The organism is Halomonas sp. GD1P12 (assembly GCF_025725645.1).
GTDB lineage: Bacteria > Pseudomonadota > Gammaproteobacteria > Pseudomonadales > Halomonadaceae > Vreelandella.
Window position 1 is genome coordinate 829,202 of sequence record NZ_CP107007.1, and the last position, 15,626, is coordinate 844,827.

12 protein-coding genes are annotated in these 15,626 nt (G+C 63.1%); 6 read left to right on the forward strand and 6 right to left on the reverse strand.

From position 1 onward, the window contains the following. Positions 1 to 67: 67 nt before the first annotated feature. The 3 genes from OCT39_RS03905 to OCT39_RS03915 all read right to left on the reverse strand — a co-directional run bounded on the left by OCT39_RS03905 (position 68) and on the right by OCT39_RS03915 (position 4,509). Positions 68 to 2,623: a glucose/quinate/shikimate family membrane-bound PQQ-dependent dehydrogenase gene (locus tag OCT39_RS03905; protein ID WP_263586386.1), complete on the reverse strand. Its 2,556-nt coding sequence runs from the start codon at positions 2,621 to 2,623 to the stop codon at positions 68 to 70. Positions 2,624 to 2,890: 267 nt separating this feature from the next. Next, complete coding sequence (locus OCT39_RS03910; protein WP_263586387.1) at positions 2,891 to 3,895, reverse strand: NADP-dependent oxidoreductase; 1,005 nt, start codon at positions 3,893 to 3,895, stop codon at positions 2,891 to 2,893. Positions 3,896 to 4,188: 293 nt separating this feature from the next. After that, entirely contained in the window at positions 4,189 to 4,509 is a 321-nt protein-coding gene (locus tag OCT39_RS03915; RefSeq protein WP_263586388.1) for a septal ring lytic transglycosylase RlpA family protein, read from the reverse strand. Positions 4,510 to 4,898: 389 nt separating this feature from the next. On the opposite strand from OCT39_RS03915, the gene OCT39_RS03920 reads away from it, so the two are divergent. Beyond that, the gene (locus OCT39_RS03920; protein WP_263586389.1) at positions 4,899 to 6,332 is read left to right on the forward strand and encodes a hypothetical protein; all 1,434 of its coding nucleotides are present in this window, start codon (positions 4,899 to 4,901) and stop codon (positions 6,330 to 6,332) included. Between the two features lie 167 nt (positions 6,333 to 6,499). Next, positions 6,500 to 7,279, forward strand: coding sequence for an RsiV family protein (locus OCT39_RS03925; protein ID WP_263586390.1), 780 nt, complete (start codon positions 6,500 to 6,502; stop codon positions 7,277 to 7,279). A gap of 114 nt (positions 7,280 to 7,393) precedes the next feature. Here the strand turns inward: OCT39_RS03925 and OCT39_RS03930 are convergent, their stop codons facing one another. Beyond that, a complete protein-coding gene (locus OCT39_RS03930; RefSeq protein ID WP_263586391.1) occupies positions 7,394 to 8,272 on the reverse strand; it encodes a DMT family transporter in 879 nt (292 codons plus the stop codon). 130 nt (positions 8,273 to 8,402) lie between these two features. Here OCT39_RS03930 and OCT39_RS03935 point away from each other — a divergent pair, with 130 nt between their 5' ends. The 3 genes from OCT39_RS03935 to OCT39_RS03945 all read left to right on the forward strand — a co-directional run bounded on the left by OCT39_RS03935 (position 8,403) and on the right by OCT39_RS03945 (position 11,746). Further along, entirely contained in the window at positions 8,403 to 9,275 is an 873-nt protein-coding gene (locus tag OCT39_RS03935) for a LysR substrate-binding domain-containing protein (protein WP_263586392.1), read from the forward strand. A 62-nt stretch (positions 9,276 to 9,337) separates the two neighbouring features. Then, entirely contained in the window at positions 9,338 to 9,895 is a 558-nt protein-coding gene (locus tag OCT39_RS03940) for a cytochrome b (RefSeq protein ID WP_263586393.1), read from the forward strand. 189 nt (positions 9,896 to 10,084) lie between these two features. Beyond that, a complete protein-coding gene (locus tag OCT39_RS03945; RefSeq protein WP_263586394.1) occupies positions 10,085 to 11,746 on the forward strand; it encodes a multidrug ABC transporter permease/ATP-binding protein in 1,662 nt (553 codons plus the stop codon). Positions 11,747 to 11,809: 63 nt separating this feature from the next. On the opposite strand, the gene fhuF is transcribed toward OCT39_RS03945, so the two are convergent. Together fhuF and OCT39_RS03955 are read right to left on the reverse strand one after the other, a co-directional pair. Beyond that, on the reverse strand, positions 11,810 to 12,577 hold the full coding sequence (gene fhuF / locus OCT39_RS03950) for a siderophore-iron reductase FhuF (protein ID WP_263586395.1): 768 nt from the start codon (positions 12,575 to 12,577) through the stop codon (positions 11,810 to 11,812). A gap of 108 nt (positions 12,578 to 12,685) precedes the next feature. Beyond that, a complete protein-coding gene (locus tag OCT39_RS03955) occupies positions 12,686 to 13,453 on the reverse strand; it encodes an ATP-binding cassette domain-containing protein (RefSeq protein ID WP_263586396.1) in 768 nt (255 codons plus the stop codon). 174 nt (positions 13,454 to 13,627) lie between these two features. Here OCT39_RS03955 and fhuB point away from each other — a divergent pair, with 174 nt between their 5' ends. After that, positions 13,628 to 15,607 (forward strand): Fe(3+)-hydroxamate ABC transporter permease FhuB, encoded by a 1,980-nt coding sequence (gene fhuB, locus OCT39_RS03960; RefSeq protein ID WP_263586397.1) that lies wholly within the window; start codon positions 13,628 to 13,630, stop codon positions 15,605 to 15,607. The last annotated feature ends 19 nt before the right edge of the window (positions 15,608 to 15,626 follow it).

Consider the following 15,626-nt stretch of genomic DNA (forward strand, 5'->3'; position numbering starts at 1 on the left):
AACGGGCAGCCCTTGGGCTGCCCGTTTTGCGTTGAAGGCTGGATGACGCACCCGGCCAGCGGCGGGATTACTGTGGCAGCGCGTAGCCGATCACGTAGTCGCCCATTTTTGTGCCGAAGGTGCCGTGACCGCCGGCGCTGACCACCACATACTGGCGGCCGTCGGCGCCGGTATAGGTCATCGGTGTGGCCTGGCCGCCGGCGGGCAGGCGCGCCTTGAAGATCTCTTCACCGGTTTCATGGTTGTAGCCGCGCAGGTACTGATCCAGCGTGCCGCTCATGAAGGTGACGCCGCCCGCCGTGGTGAGCGGGCCGCCCAGCGCCGGAACGCCGACCGGCAGGCCAATCGGCAGGCCCAGCGGCATGCTGTCGCGGGTGGTGCCGTTGGGGTGCTTCCAGACGACCTCGGCGTTTTGCAGGTCGATACCGGCCACGTCGCCCCAGGAGGGCGCCTGGCAGGGCAGGTTGAAGATCGACAGCAGCGGGCCGAGCTCGACGGCGTAAGGCGCGCCGGCGTTGGCTTGCAGCCCCTGTTCGCTGGCCGAGCCCTGTTCGCCTTCGACCTCCTCACGCGGGACCAGCGTGGACACGAACGCCAGATACTTGGCGCCGGTGAACAGCGTCTGACGCTCGGGATCGACGGCAACGCCGCCCCAGTTCATGACGCCGACGTTACCCGGGTAGATGATGCTGCCCTCGAGCGACGGCGGCGTGTACTGGCCTTCGTAGCGCAGCGAGTTGAACTGGATGCGACACATCATCTGATCGAACGGCGAGGCACCCCACATGTCGCGCTCGGTGAGCGGCGCTGGCAATAGGTTCAATGCCGAACGAGGCTGGGTGTTAGCGGTCCGGTCACCCTCGACCGCGCCCTGGGGGGCGGGCACTTCTTCGATCGGCACGATCGCCTCGCCGGTTTCCCGGTTCAATACGTAGAGACTGCCCTGCTTGGTGGGCTGGATCACCGCCGGCTGAACGCCATCAGCGGTGTTCAGGTCGATCAGCACCGGCTGGGCGGGCGTGTCCATATCCCATAAATCGTGGTGAACGAACTGGTAGACCCAGGCGACCTGGCCGGTGTCGAGCGCAAGCGCTACGAGCCCTGCGCTATGGGTTTCGTCGTTTTCGCTGCGGTTACCGCCAAACTGATCCGGCGTGGCGTTACCCATGGGCAGGTAGACGAGCCCGAGCTCCTCGTCGACGCTGATCGGCGCCCAGACGTTGGGCGAGTTACGGGTGTAGGTTTCATCGTCGGCGATGGGGGCGGTGTCGTCCGGATTGCCGCTGTCCCAGTTCCACACAAGCTCCCCGGTGCGCACGTCGAACGCGCGAATTACGCCGGAGGGCTCATCGACCGAGCTGTTGTCGGTCACGTGGCCGCCCAGAATCACCAGGTTTTCGGTGACGGTGGGTGGCGAGGTGGAGTAGTAGCCGCCCGGGTCGAAGCTGCCGATGTTTTGCGTCAGATCCACTTCGCCGTTTTCGCCAAAACCTTCGCAGGGCTCGCCGGTGTCGGCGTTGAGCGCGATCAGGCGGGCGTCCGCCGTGGGCAGATAGAGCCTACGCGGGCACATCACGTCGGTTTGGCTCAGCATCGGCACGGCGCTGTCTTCTGTGGCCGTTGGGGCGCTCAGCCGCTCGAGGATCGCCACGTCGATAGCGAAGGCGTCGCGCTCGGCGAACAGCAGTGAAGGCGTGGCATTCTCGCCGTTGGTGACATCGCTGGTCGTCGCGTTATCCGATTCGCTGTTGGCGTCGTTATCAGCCTCAGCGTCGTTGTCGGAATAGTTGGCCGCATCGAAGTAGGCGAGCCCGCGGCAGGTCATGTGCGCCCAGCCGGAGAAGTCGTCGGCGCCCTGGGTGCTGATCTCGGGATCGAACTCCCAAATCGTCTCGCCGGTTTCCGGCGACAGCGCCATGGCGCGGCTGTGCGAGGTGCAGATATAAAGGTGGTCGTTGACTTTCAGCGGCGTGTTCTGATTGGTAATCTCCGGCGGCGCGTTGGGGCCGGGCTCATCGCCGGTCTGGATGCGCCAGGCTTCCTCGAGCTCACCGATGTTGTCGAGCGTGATCTGATCGAGCGACGAGTAGTGGGTGCCGGCGTTGGTGCCGCCGTAAGCGGCCCAGTCGTCACCGGCGACCTGGGCGGGGTTGACCTCGGCGTTGGCGCGGTTATCGGCAAGCGAGCCTTCGACCACGCCCGGGGCGGTGAACTGGCTGGCAATCGCGACCGCGATAGAGGCAATCACGCCAAGCCCTAGCGCCAGGCTCCCGCCGCGTGAATCAAGCGGCTTGCGCCACCAGGGCAGCAGCATGACGATGGCGATCAGACACGGGATGGCCACCCGCGGCACCAGTTGCCACCAGTCCAGACCCACTTCCCACAGCGCCCAGACGAGGGTCGCCAGCAGCGTGGCGGCGTACAGCCAAAGTGCCGCGCCCTTGCGTAGCGCGAGCAGAATGCCCGTGGCCAGCACGGCGATACCGGCGATCAGATAGTAGGCGCTGCCGCCCAGGCTCACTAGTTGGCCGCCGCCCACGGCCAGCGCCAGCCCCGCAAGGCCGAGCACGACCCCGAGAATCACGGCCGGCCAGGCGGCGCGGGCGCGTTTGTGTTCGTTCATACCATATCCCTGTTACCACGCATGATGGGCAAGCGACTCGTGAGAGTCCTCGCCCGCTTGATGCGCTAACCCATCGGCCGGGGGGCGATAAGACGCTTCATTAAGCGGCCCGAAAGGGCAATGGGTTAGCGCACGCTCTATGGTGAACATTTTAATCGTCAATAGGATATTGGTCGAACGGGTTTGCCGATTTTCACGAAAAAAGGCCGCCGCGAGTACGCGACGGCCTGTTGGGTGCTGAAAAGGCGCTGCTGGCGCGGCTAGCGGTTAGCCGTCGAGCTTGACCAGCATCTTGCCGGTATTGGCGCCTTCGAACAGCGCGAGGAAGGCATCCGGCGTGCGCTCAAGGCCCTCTTCCACGGTCTCCTTGTAATCGAACTTGCCCGCGGCGACCTGGGGCGCCACTTCGTTGAGGAAGTAGCCGTAGTTCGACCAGTGGTCGGCGACGATGAAGCCCTGCATCTTCGCCTTGCGCACCACCAACTGCGAAAGATTGCTGGGCCCCGGGGCGGGCTTCTCGGCGTTGTAGCTGTCGATCATGCCGCATACTGCGATGCGCGCGCCTTCGTTGAGCTGGGAAAGTGCCGCCTCCAGGCAGATGCCGCCGACGTTTTCGAAATAGACGTCGATGCCTTCCGGGCTTGCCAGTTTGATAGCGTCGCTCAGCTCACTGGCGGTGCGCTCTTTATAGGTGACCGGCTCCACGCCCACCGATTCGAGCCAGGCGAGCTTGTGCGCCGCGCCGGCAATGCCCACCACGTGACAACCCTTGGCCTTGGCCAGCTGTGCGACCAGCGAACCAACCGCGCCGCTGGCCGCGCTCACCAGCACGTTGTCGCCGGGCTTGCACTCGGCAATGCGGTTAAGCCCGGTCCAGGCGGTCATGCCCGGCATACCGAGAATACCGAGATAAGCCTGCTCCGGCACGTCGTGGTCCGGCAGCTTGAAAACGCCCTGAGCGGCCCCTTGGGCAATATCCCGCCAGCCGCCCATGTGGCTGACCCGGTCGCCGACTTTCAATTTCTCGTCGTTGGATTCGATCACCTCGCCGATCGCACCGCCGTCCATGGGCTTGCCAAGTTCAAAAGGGGGAACGTAGGTATGCACGCCGCTCATCCGCCCGCGCATATAAGGGTCGACCGAAAGCCAGCGGTTGCGAACGCGCACCTCGCCCGGGCCGAGCTCGGGAAGCTCCTGGGTTTCGAGTTTGAAAATCTCGCGGCGGGGTAGCCCTTCCGGATAATCGGTTAGCGTAAAGTAGCGTGACTGCATCAAAGCCTCCTGCGTAGATGAATCGTCTCGCGGCACCGCCAAGCGGCCGTGTCCTGTTAAAGACGGCGTGTTAAAGACAGCCTGTTAAAGACTATAGGCGCCCGGGCAAGTTCGCCAATCGCTAATAAATAAATATCCGGTGTGGTCGAAACGATAAAAGCGGCCCATGGGGGCCGCTTTTTCATCATCGAGCAAGGCGGAAATCAACAGGTGGAGCACGTAGCTCAAGGGGTATCGTACATCGGGGAGTACGCTAGCCGTTAAGTCCACAACGCCCAAGCGTCGTTGGCGGGTTAGTTGACCACCGTCAGCAAGACCGGGGCCGTTCCGCGGCGCACGATGCCGAGCTGGCGCGCCGCGCGCTTGGAAAGATCGATGATTCGGCCCTTGACGAAGGGGCCGCGGTCGTTGATCAGTACTTCGACTTCCTGTCCCGTATCCGGGCGGGTGACCAGCACCTTGCTGCCGAAGGGCAGGCTAGGGTGGGCGGCGGTCAGCGCCTGCTGGTCGAAGGCTTCGCCGCTGGCGGTCGTCGCGCCCTGGAAGCGGTCGCTGTAGAAGGAAGCTACGCCTTGCTGGTCGATGCCCTGGGCGAAAGCGGTGCTGGACGCCATCGTTAATAAAGCCGCGAATAAACCTTGTTTGATGATGTTTGCATGAACTCCCATTGGAGTACCTCAGCTATTGATCTCGATCGGCCATTCTTTAATCAGCGTGTGCATATAAATAAAGGGTTTGCCTAAAGGCTTCGCGATGGTAACGCCCCCAACTGCATTGGGCAAGCTTTGCGATAATCGGCGAAGATGTACCCCAAGTTTCGAATTTAGTTCGCCAAAAATAATTTAAATTGATCGGTACCGTTTAAGTGCTTCTTTTGTGTAACACTTGTTCGCGTTACAAGGCGATGCAAAACCGTCGGTGCGTTTTATAAGAATCGTGTGATATAACAATGGATGTGCGACCCTAAAGCGCACCTTAAACGTCATTCAACGGAATTTTTTCAATGGCTAATAGTTCATCGTTAACGCTCGTCGTGGGCGTTCTGGGCGGCGCGCTCGCCGGTTTTCTCGTGGCCCAAGTGGTACCGGACGTTCCCGGCTTCTCGGGGCAGGCCGATACCGAAGAGACCGAGCAGGCACTCCCGATCGATTCCATCGAAGGGCTCGGTAGCCTGACCCTCGATGAGCGCCTTCGCGGTGAGCTCACCACCAGTGGCGAGCTCAACGGCAACGACGGCAGCCGCTCGCTTTACTACCGCCTGGCGCTCGACGAAGACACGCTGGTCGAGCTGGGCCTGAACGGCGCGCTCCAGGGCACCGTCACGCTTTACGACGACCATCTGCAGATGCTGGACAGCGGTGCCCCGCTTCGCTATCGCATCGAAGAGGGCGGCGATTACCTGGTGGTGGTCAGCGGTATGGACGCCAGCAGCTACGGCCCGTTCACGCTCTACCCGCGTACCGTCGAAATCAGCGACAGCGACACGTTAGCCGTCGACGAGCCGGCGGATTACTGGATGCAGTCCGATGAAGAAGTCGTGACGCTGACGGTCGAGGAAGCGGGGCTTTACCAGATCGACATGCGCTCCGAGGAGTTCGACGCCTACCTGACCATCGAAGGCCCGGACGGCTACCGTCGTGAGGACGACGACAGCGGCGGCAACCTCGACGCCCAGATCACCGACTTCCTCGCGCCTGGCGAGTACACCGTCAAGGCGCAAACCTACGATAGCGGAAACGGCATGTTTACGCTGTCCGCCGCACTGAGCGGCCAGGCCGGCGATTTTCGCAACGACGGCCCCATCGCACCGGGCGAGTCGCTGACCGGCTGGTACAACAACGCCCCGCTCGAGTACACCCTCGAGATCGAAGAGGCGGGGATGTATCAGATCGACATGCGCTCTGATAACGTCGATGCCTTTCTGGAGCTGCACGACGACAGCGGCTACTCCCGGGAAAATGATGACGGCGGCGACGGCTACGATGCGCGCCTGGCGGACTTCCTCGCACCGGGCACCTACCGCATCGTCGCCCGCACCGCTTTTGAGACCACATCCGGCGGCCAGTTCACGCTCGCCGTGGAAGAGAACGAGCTGCCCGAGGGCACCGAGCTTCAAAACGGCGGTGAGCTGACGCCCGGTGAAACGCTCAGCGGCTGGTACAGCGGCGAAGACGTGACCTACCAGCTCGAGGTCGAACAGAGCTCGGCGGTGACGATCGCGCTGGATTCGAGCCACTTCGATACCTATCTCGAATTGACCGGTAACGGTGTGTCCGAGTCCAATGACGACGGTGGCTCCGGCACCAACGCGCGGCTTGAAACCTCGCTTCTGCCCGGCACCTATACCGTGCATGCCCGTGGCTATAGCGCCAGTGAAAGCGGTCTGTTCGAACTGACCGCCGAACTCGAGCCGACCGAACTCGAACCGGACGCCTGATACCCCAGCGGCACCGCCGATCATGCTAAACGCCCTTGTTCGCTTTGTGCGGCAAGGGCGTTTACATTTAAAGGGGTCGAGCATGAAGTCGGCGCGCGCGAAGATCACACGCGAGCGAGCGAATTCGGCGCGACACCAAAGGAATGGAACTCAAAAGGGAAAATATCATGCCACGTTTAACAGTGGGCGCACTGGCCGCGGCGACGCTGCTGCTCAGCGGCTGCCAAAGCTATCAGTCTCAACCGGTCGAGCCCTACGCGATCGTCACGCTGGCGCAGGAGAAGCAGTTCGTTGCCCCCGACTGCGCGCTCGATCAGTGCCCCCACTTGCGGGTCTCCGCACTCGAGTTTCCAAAATCCGAGACGCTCTCGCGCGAGCTTCGCCGCCGGCTGATCGCGTTGGCCCCGCTTGAAAGCGAAAGCGCCAGGGCGCCGAGTGCCCAAACGACCTGGGCGGGCTACGCTAACGCCTTTTTCGATCAGGTCGAGCGTCAAGGCGCCTCCGTTGCCGAAAGCGGGGCGAGTGAAGCGCTGTTGGAGGCCGACGAGTATGGCCATCATAACGATCTGTTGACGCTGGAACTCAATAGCTACGTCTACTTTAGCGGCCAGGCGCACGGTCTGCCCGCCACCGAGTTCATGGTGATCGACGAGCGCTCAGGGGAAACCGTCGGGCTTGGCGACATGCTGATCGAGGGTCGCGAGGCCGCTTTCGAGCGGCTGGTCACCGAGGCGCATCAGCGCTGGCTCGACGAGATCGAGCAGGACGCCGCGTTCGCGGCCAACTGGCCGCTAAGCCAGTCCCGTAACGTCGCCCCGCTCGAGGACCGCTGGGTGGTGAAATTCAACGTCTACGACATCGGCCCTTACGCCGTGGGTCAGCCAGAGCTCGAGATTCCTCTGAAGGCACTGCGCGGTATCGCCAAACCGCGCTATCTCGACCAGTAACCGCGTTGCTTGACGTGTAACCGGCAGTGCCGTCGCACGACGGCGCTGCCTGCCGCTGTTTTTGACACAGTAGTACTAGACGGTAGTACTAGGCAGTAGTACTAGAGAGTAGTACTAGCGCCCCGCCTTCAAGCAGCCCGCCACGACCAGTATGGCCGCCATGGGCAGGCGCCAGTCGAGCACGCTCATGCCGGCCAGCACCAGCAGCAGAGCGGCGAGAATCGGCACGCCGTAAGCAAGGCTTCCCACCAGGCTCGAATGGCCCAGGCGCAGCGCCTTGTCCCAGGCCACCATGGCGATGCCGTAAGGCCCCAACCCCAGCGCAATACCCGCCAGCAGCGCGTCGCTTTGCGGCATCGTCAGGTCGTTTTCGAGCACCAGGCTCGCGCCCGTGGCTAACGCGCAGGCGATCAACAGCAGGCGCGGCAGAAGCGGCGTTAGCGCCACCGGCGCGCTTTGACCAAACCAGGAGTAGAGCGCCCAGCAGCAGGCCGAAAGCAGCGCGATGGCGTAGCCGGTGAGCTCGCCGTTGAAGCCACCGGAAAGTGCCTGAGGCAGCATCAAGAGCGAGGCGCCGAAAAACGCGATCAGCGCGCCGATCACGCCTTCAAGGCGCAGCCGCTTGTGGCGGCTGTACTGGCTCAACAGTACGAACAGTACCGGCCAGGTGTAGGTGATCAGTGCCGCGTCGGCGGCCGGCGCCAGGCGCATGCCGATGAAGTAGCTGCTGACCGCGCCGGTAATCAAAAGCGGCACCCCCAGCCAGACGCTCATCGCCCAGAGTGGGCGCATCGTGTTCACTCCCGTTTTGCGGCTCAGCGGCAGCGTTGCCAAAGCGCCTGCCAGCAGCGTCAGCGCGGTCAGCTGCAGCGGCGACGAGGTCTGAGCCATGCCCGCCAACAGCGGAGCGACGCTCCAGAGCGCCACCGCGATCGAGGCGGCTACGATGCTGTAGCCGCGAGCGGGCAGGGTAGGGAGATGAACGCGATACATGATGGCTCCTTCACTAACGATCGATGCGGATAGACAAACCTTGCTTTCTTTAAGTGGAGGTCAGCATAATCGCTCGTGACATATCACAATATCGATCTTTAATGATGATACCTATCAACAACGGTGATATATGCGCGCACCGATTTTCGACCTCTCGCTTTTGCGTACGCTGGTCGCCATCGCCGATACTGGAAGCGTAACTGCCGCCGCCAAGCGGCTCTCCTATACCCAATCCACGGTGAGCATGCAGCTCAACCGGTTGGAGGCGCAGCTGGATCTCACGCTGCACGAGCGCGAAGGTCGACGGCTTCGCTTCACCCCGGAAGGCGAGCGCCTTCTGGCCCACGCCCGTCGACTGCTGGCGCAAAACGACGAAGCCTTCAGCGACATGAAGGCGCGCCAGGTGACCGGCGATTTGACTCTGGGGATCCCCGAGGACTACGCGTCGCTTTTACCGTCGGTGTTCGCTTACTTTCATCAGCTCTACCCGGCGGTCGGCCTGACGGTGATTTGCGGCACCAGCGCGCATCTGGTCGAGCAGGTGAAGAACGCCGATATCGATCTGGCGCTGGTCACGCGCCAGCGCAACTCGCCAGGCGGGGAAGTGATTCGGCGCGAGCCGCTGTTATGGGCGGTGGGCATGAACCAGCAGCCGCTTCTAAGCGACCCGATTCCGCTGGCGCTCTACTCGCCAGGCGCCGACGTGTTTCGCGAAGTGGCGGAGCAGGCGCTGCAGGCCGCCGGGCGCGACTGGCGCGTGGCCTACACCAGCCAGTCGATGGCCGGGCTTGCGCCGATCGTCACCGCCGGGCTTGCCGTGGTGGTCATCACGCGCAGTATGCTCACGCCGTCGCTGCGCCCGCTGGACGAGGCCAGCGGATTGCCTGCGCTACCGATGATCGAGCTGGCGCTGCACCGGGCGCCGCATCGGCCAACGGAGCCCGCCAAGCGGCTGGGCGAGTTAATTCGCGAACAGCTAGCGGCAATTGGCGAAGCGTTATAAGGTTAAAGGCAGTTTTACCCACACGCATTTTTCAGACAGAACCTGGGCGTCAGGAGCCACCGATGCATGAGCTGGACCACTACATTTATCCTCACCGAGTGCTGCACTGGCTGGTCGCTGCGGCGGTACTCGTGTCGCTGGCCACGGGGCTGACCCTGGGTACCTGGGGGTTCGAGCGCACCGCCGACGCGTTGGGCACCACCTTGACCAACGTGATGTACACCGGCCACAAGACGCTGGGCGTGACGATCCTGCTGCTGATGACGCTTCGAATCATCACCCGGGCGGCTTTCGTGGTGCCGGATCACGACCCGCCCTTGAACGCCTTCGAGCGGGTGGTGAGTAAAAGCGTGCACCATCTTTTGTATATCGCGCTGGTGCTGATGCCGCTGATCGGCTGGGCGGCCACCGCCACCGGCGGCTATCCGGTCGAGTTCTTCGTCTGGCACCTGCCGGGCTTTTTGAGCGAGAATGCGGCACTTTCCCGAACGCTTTTTGGCTGGCACGAAGTGCTGGGCTGGACGATTCTGGTGCTGATCGTGCTCCACGTGGGCGGGGCGCTCTTTCACTGGCGGATCAAGCGCGACAACGTCGTCAAGCGGATGAGTCTTTTCGACTGACGAATTCGCGGTAAAGAAGTAACCATGAGGGATCGGCACGTAAGCGGCCGGTCCCTTTTTTATGGCGACCAGGACCAGGGGTATTGGCGCAAGCGTTCGAGCGTTGGTGTAAATGAAAATCACTCACTTTTATTGACTTGGGGCCCGAGTGCGTCACAATTCGTCGTCCAGCCAATGAGGGAGGTGAGAATGGAGTTGCTGCGGGTGGTCTTCACGCACTACCGGTGGCCCTTTTTAGGCGCCATCGGGCTGAGCCTTTTCAGTGCCGGACTGGGTGTCGGGGTCATCGCGTTCATCAATCAGCGCCTGATCGTCGCCGACAGTACGCTGTCGGTGCTGGTGCCGTTTCTCGGGCTTCTAACGCTGCTGCTGGCCGTGACGCTGGCCACTCAGCTGGCGCTGACGCTGTTGGGTCACTACTTCGTCTATAACCTGCGCAGCCGGCTATTGAAGCGCATTCTGGATACCGATATCGAGCGCATCGAGCGGGTGGGTAACGCCACGCTGTTGGCAAGCCTTTCGAGCGACGTGCGCAATATCACCATTGGCTTCGTGCGCCTGCCGGAGCTCGTGCAGGGTGTGGTGATGACCGTGGCGTGCGTGGCGTATCTGGCGTGGCTCTCGCCGGAGATGGTGCTGGTCACCGTGCTCTGGATGGCAGCGACCATGGCGGTCGGCTGGTGGCTGGTGTCCAAAGTGTATCGTCACTTTCATTTGGTGCGCGAAAGCGAGGATCTCTTGTACCGCGATTACCAGACCGCCATCGAAGGGCGCAAGGAGCTCACCCTCAACCGCGACCGCGCCCGGCGCTTTTTTGATGAAACCTACACGACCAACGCCAAAAACTACCTTTATCACATCATTCGCGCCGATACCTATCACCTGAGCGCCGGCAACTGGTCGAACATCATGATGCTCGGCGCCATCGGCGTGGTGTTTTTCATGGCCAACGTGCTCGGCTGGGCGGGCCCGGCGGCAGCGGCCACCTTCGCGCTGACGCTTCTGTTCTTGCGTACCCCGCTGATTCAAGCGATCGGCGCCTGGCCGACACTGATTAGCGCTCAGGTCGCGTTCGACAAGCTCAAAAGCTTGGAACTCGCCGAGTACCGCGCTGACTTTGCCGTCAAGGACACGCTGCGCGACTGGCAGTGCATCCGCCTGGTGGACGTAACCTACGCCTACCCGGGCGACGCACACGGGCAGGGCGCATTCAAGGTCGGCCCGGTGAACCTGGCCCTTCACCGCGGCGAACAGGTGTTTCTGATCGGCGGCAACGGCAGCGGCAAGTCGACGTTGGCGCGCCTCTTGTCCGGGCTCTACCGCCCGCAAGGCGGCTACATCCAGATCGACGATACGCGCATCGATGCGCACAATTGGGACGCCTTTCGCGCGCGCTTTTCGAGCGTATTCACCGATTTTCACGCGTTTGATCAGCTCATGGGCGCAGGCGGCGGGCCGTCAGACCCGGTACTGGTAGAACGCTGGCTCGAGCGGCTGCAGATGACGCAAAAGCTCGAGTGGGCGGGCGCACGCGTCACCAATATCCAGCTCTCCCAGGGGCAGAAAAAGCGGCTGGCGCTGCTGCTCGCCATTGCCGAGGAGCGCGATGTGCTGCTGCTCGACGAATGGGCGGCGGATCAGGACCCTCAGTTTCGCCGGCTTTTCTATCGCGAGCTGTTGCCCCACCTGAAAGCGATGGGCACGACCGTTTTTGCCATCAGCCACGATGACAGTTACTTCGTGCACGCCGACCGGCTGCTGGAAATGTCGGCAGGCCATCTTTTCGAGCTCGAAGGCGAGCAGCGCGCCCGGGCAAGCCTGGACGCGGTGGCGCAGATCACGCCGCAGTGAAAAGCAATAGTTAAAAACAACAGTTAAAAATAACAGTGCAAAAACGCGTGGGAGGCGGGGCGATTAGCGCCGGGCGCGGCGATCGCACCCTTCGAGCGGGCAGTTGCTGCAGACCTCGAACTCGTCGAGCAGGTAGCGCAAACAGCAGAGCTTGCGCACCTGCTTGACCTCTGTCGATCCCTTGGGCTGGTAGCTTCGTACCGGCTGGTAGAGCGGGTTGCGCTGGCCGTCCAGGGTGCGCGACTCCAGAAGAGCGCGGGCAGCGGTCAGGGCGTTCGGGCGAACGCCGGGGTGCTCGGCCAGCAGGTTGACATAGTAGTCTAGATAGCCGCCGGCGTTGCTCCAGAACACCCGTGGAGCCAGTCCTACCAGCGTCGATAGACGCTCGATCAGCGGCGCCCAATGCCCGTCGATTAGCGTCGAGAAGCGCTCGACCGGATCGCGGGTGGTGATGCGTTCGCCTTCATGGGCAAGCCAAAGCCCGGTCACGCAGCCCTGCTCGTTGGGCAGCACATATACGTCATCCAGCGACACCGGCAGGTTTCGGTCGAGCAGCAGGTGAGAGACAACGGTGGGCACGGTGAGCGAACTAAACAGCCACTTGGACCAGAGTGAGGCGACCGCGCGGCGATCGCCGCCGGGAAAGCGCGCCGCGTAAGGTGCGATGCTCTGCTCCAAAAGCGCCGGGTTGCGCCAGCGCGATGCCTTGATGGCGCCCGCAGGCGGAGCACCGCCGATGCGCGGCGGTGTCAGGTGCGCCAGCCGGTCGGTGTAGCACTCGGCGAGTGTGGTGGGGCGTAGAATGTCGGGTTCGCAGAAAGCCAGGGGCATTGTCGCACTCCAGGGGCATCGAGACATCGACCTGTCAGCGCCCAGATTAATCGATAATGGTTATCAGTTAAACCGCTTCCGACGAATTCTTCAAGCGTATCGGCGCGTTTAGTGGGCCACGGCGATGGGGGAGCGCCCGCCGGGGCGGTCGATCACCTGCATGGGTAGCCCGTAAATCGCCTCCAGCGTCTGAGCGTGCATCATCTCCTCCGGCGTGCCGTGCGCCAGCAGCCGGCCGCTTTTGAGTGCCAATAGCTCGTCGCAGTAGCGAGCAGCCATGTTGATGTCGTGCAGCACGATGATCACGCCCAAGTCGAGCTCGTCGCAGAGCTTTCGCGTTAGCGCCAGCACCTCGATCTGGTGGGCGATGTCGAGTGCGGCCAGCGGCTCGTCGAGCAGCAGAAAGCGGCTGCCCTGGGCGAGCAGCATGGCGAGCCAAACGCGCTGGCGCTCCCCGCCGGAGAGCGTGTCCACCAGCCGGTCGGCAAAGGCATCGGTATGGGTCAAGGCGATGGCGCGCTCAACGGCGTCCCGGTCCTTCTGGGTATGACGACCCAAAAGCCCGTGCCACGGGTAGCGGCCAAAACCGATCAGCTCGCGTGCGGTCAGGTTTTCGGCGCTGGGCAGGTGCTGGGGCAGGTAGGCCACCTGACGGGCGAACTCGCGGTGCCCCCACTGGGCGAGCGGGCGCTGGTCGAACAGGATGTCGCCGCCGGATAGCGCGTTCTGCTGGGCCAGCAGCTTGATCAGGGTCGACTTGCCCGAACCGTTGTGGCCGATGAGTCCGACGACCTTGCCTTGCTCGAACGTATGCGCGATGGGGTGAAGCAAGGGCTTGCCGGCGACGGTAAAGCGGGCGTCCAGGACGTCGAACATGCGCGGCTCCCAAGGGTATGAGCAAATGAATCGTCCAATTGTAGTGTTAATACTTATCATTTAGAATCCTGGCGTCGAATTATTTCTTTTCATCGTTTCCTTCTTTTCCTGTGACTGGCTTTCCATGACTGCGCTTGATTTCGTTTTTTTCGTTTTACCGGGCGTTTGGTAGCCGTGCTGTCGACATCGCGTATCCCGCCAAAAGTGGCTTGCGGCCTGTTGGCTCTACCACTTCTTGTACTGCTCGCCACTGCCATCGCCGCCCAGGGCGGTTTGAGCGTTAGTCTTCGTGCGCTATTTGCGTCCGATCCTGCAAGCGTCGAGTCGCAGCTTTTGCATTTTGCGTGGTGGCCGAGGCTTACGGTGTCGCTACTGGCCGGTGCGGCGCTGGCGCTGGCCGGCGTGTTGATGCAGCAGGTGCTGCGTAACCCGCTGGCTTCACCGACCACCCTGGGGGTGGCCAGCGGCGCCAACCTGGCGCTGATGCTGGCCACGCTGCTGGCGCCGGGGCTTTTGGCGTTTGGGCGCGAGTGGGTGGCGCTTGGCGGCGGTGCGGCGGCCATGGCGCTGGTGTTCGGGCTTGCCTGGCGGCGCCGCTTGGCGCCGGTCGTGGTGGTACTGGCGGGGCTGGTCGTCAATCTCTACCTGGGGGCGCTGGCCACCGCGGTGCTGCTGTTCAATCATGAAACCCTGGCGGGACTTTTGATCTGGGGGGCGGGGTCGCTTGCGCAAAACGGCTGGGAGGGCGTGGCCACGCTCTCGATCCGCTTCGCTTTCAGCGCGGTGGCCGCGGTGCTTTTGATCCGCCCGCTGGCGGTGCTGGAACTCGACGACGCCAGTGCCAAAAGCCTGGGGTTTTCGCTCAAGTACCTGCGCCTGGGCGGGCTGGGCGTCGCGGTATTCATTACCGCAAGCGTGGTCAGCGTGGTGGGTATCATCGGTTTTATCGGCCTGGCGGCGCCGAACATCGTGCGCATGGCCGGTGCCCGGCGCCTTGGCCCGCGGCTGGTGTTTTCAGCGCTTCTGGGGGCGGTACTGCTGGCCACCACCGATCTTTTGCTGCAGCGCTTCTCTGGCCAGCTCACAACGCTCTTGCCCACCGGCGCGGTGACCGGCGCACTGGGTGCGCCGCTGCTGCTGTGGCTGATTCCACGCTTGAAGCTTGGAAGCGACCGCCCGCCCCAAGCGTCCCACGTGGCGCTGCGCCGCCACAAAGCGCCGGCGCGGCTGGCGGCGCAGCTTTTGGTAACGCTGATCGGCGCGATACTGCTGGCCCTGATGGTGGGTCAGAGCGGGCAGGGCGTGAGCATGGTGTCGCCTTTCGACGCCGCCGTCATGGAGTGGCGCGCCCCCCGGGTGATCGCGGCAGCGGCCAGCGGGCTGATGCTGGCGGTGGCGGGTACCCTCTTGCAGCGGCTCTCCGGTAACCCAATGGCAAGCCCGGAGGTACTGGGCATCAGCGGCGGCTGCGCGATCGCGCTGATTCTCGGCATTTATTGGCTGCCGGCGTCGAGTAGCGCACTGCTGGTCACCGTGGGCACGCTGGGGGCGCTTTTGACACTTGGGGTTTTGATTCTGGTCAATCGCAAAAGCGGTTTTGCGCCGGAGCGGCTGCTGCTTAGCGGCGTAGCCATCGGGGCGCTGTTCGACGCGGTGCGCGGCGTCATTCTGGCCGGCGGCGACCCGCGCGGCCAGCAGGTGATCGCCTGGCTTGCCGGTTCCACCTATTACGTCGATGTGCCAAGTGCGGCACTGGTTGGCGCGGCGGCGGCGGGGCTTCTACTTTTGGCGCTGCCTTTCACCCGCTGGCTCGACATTCTGCCGCTGGGGGCGGCGACCGCGCAGGGCCTCGGCATCGCGCTCAACCGCGCGCGGCTGGCGCTGTTGCTGCTGGTGGCGGTGCTCACCGCCTGCGCAACGCTGGTGGTCGGGCCGCTATCGTTCATCGGCCTGCTGGCCCCGCACATGGCGAGGCTGATGGGCTTTTCCCGCGCCTGGTGGCATCTTTTAGGTGCGGCCCTGATCGGCACGCTGTTGATGGTGCTGGCGGACCTCATTGGCCGCCAGGTGATGTTCCCCTACGACATTCCCGCGGGGCTGGTCGCCTCGCTCATCGGCGGCGCCTATTTCATGTGGGGGCTACGTCGGCTGTGAGCACTTACGTCTAGTGCTT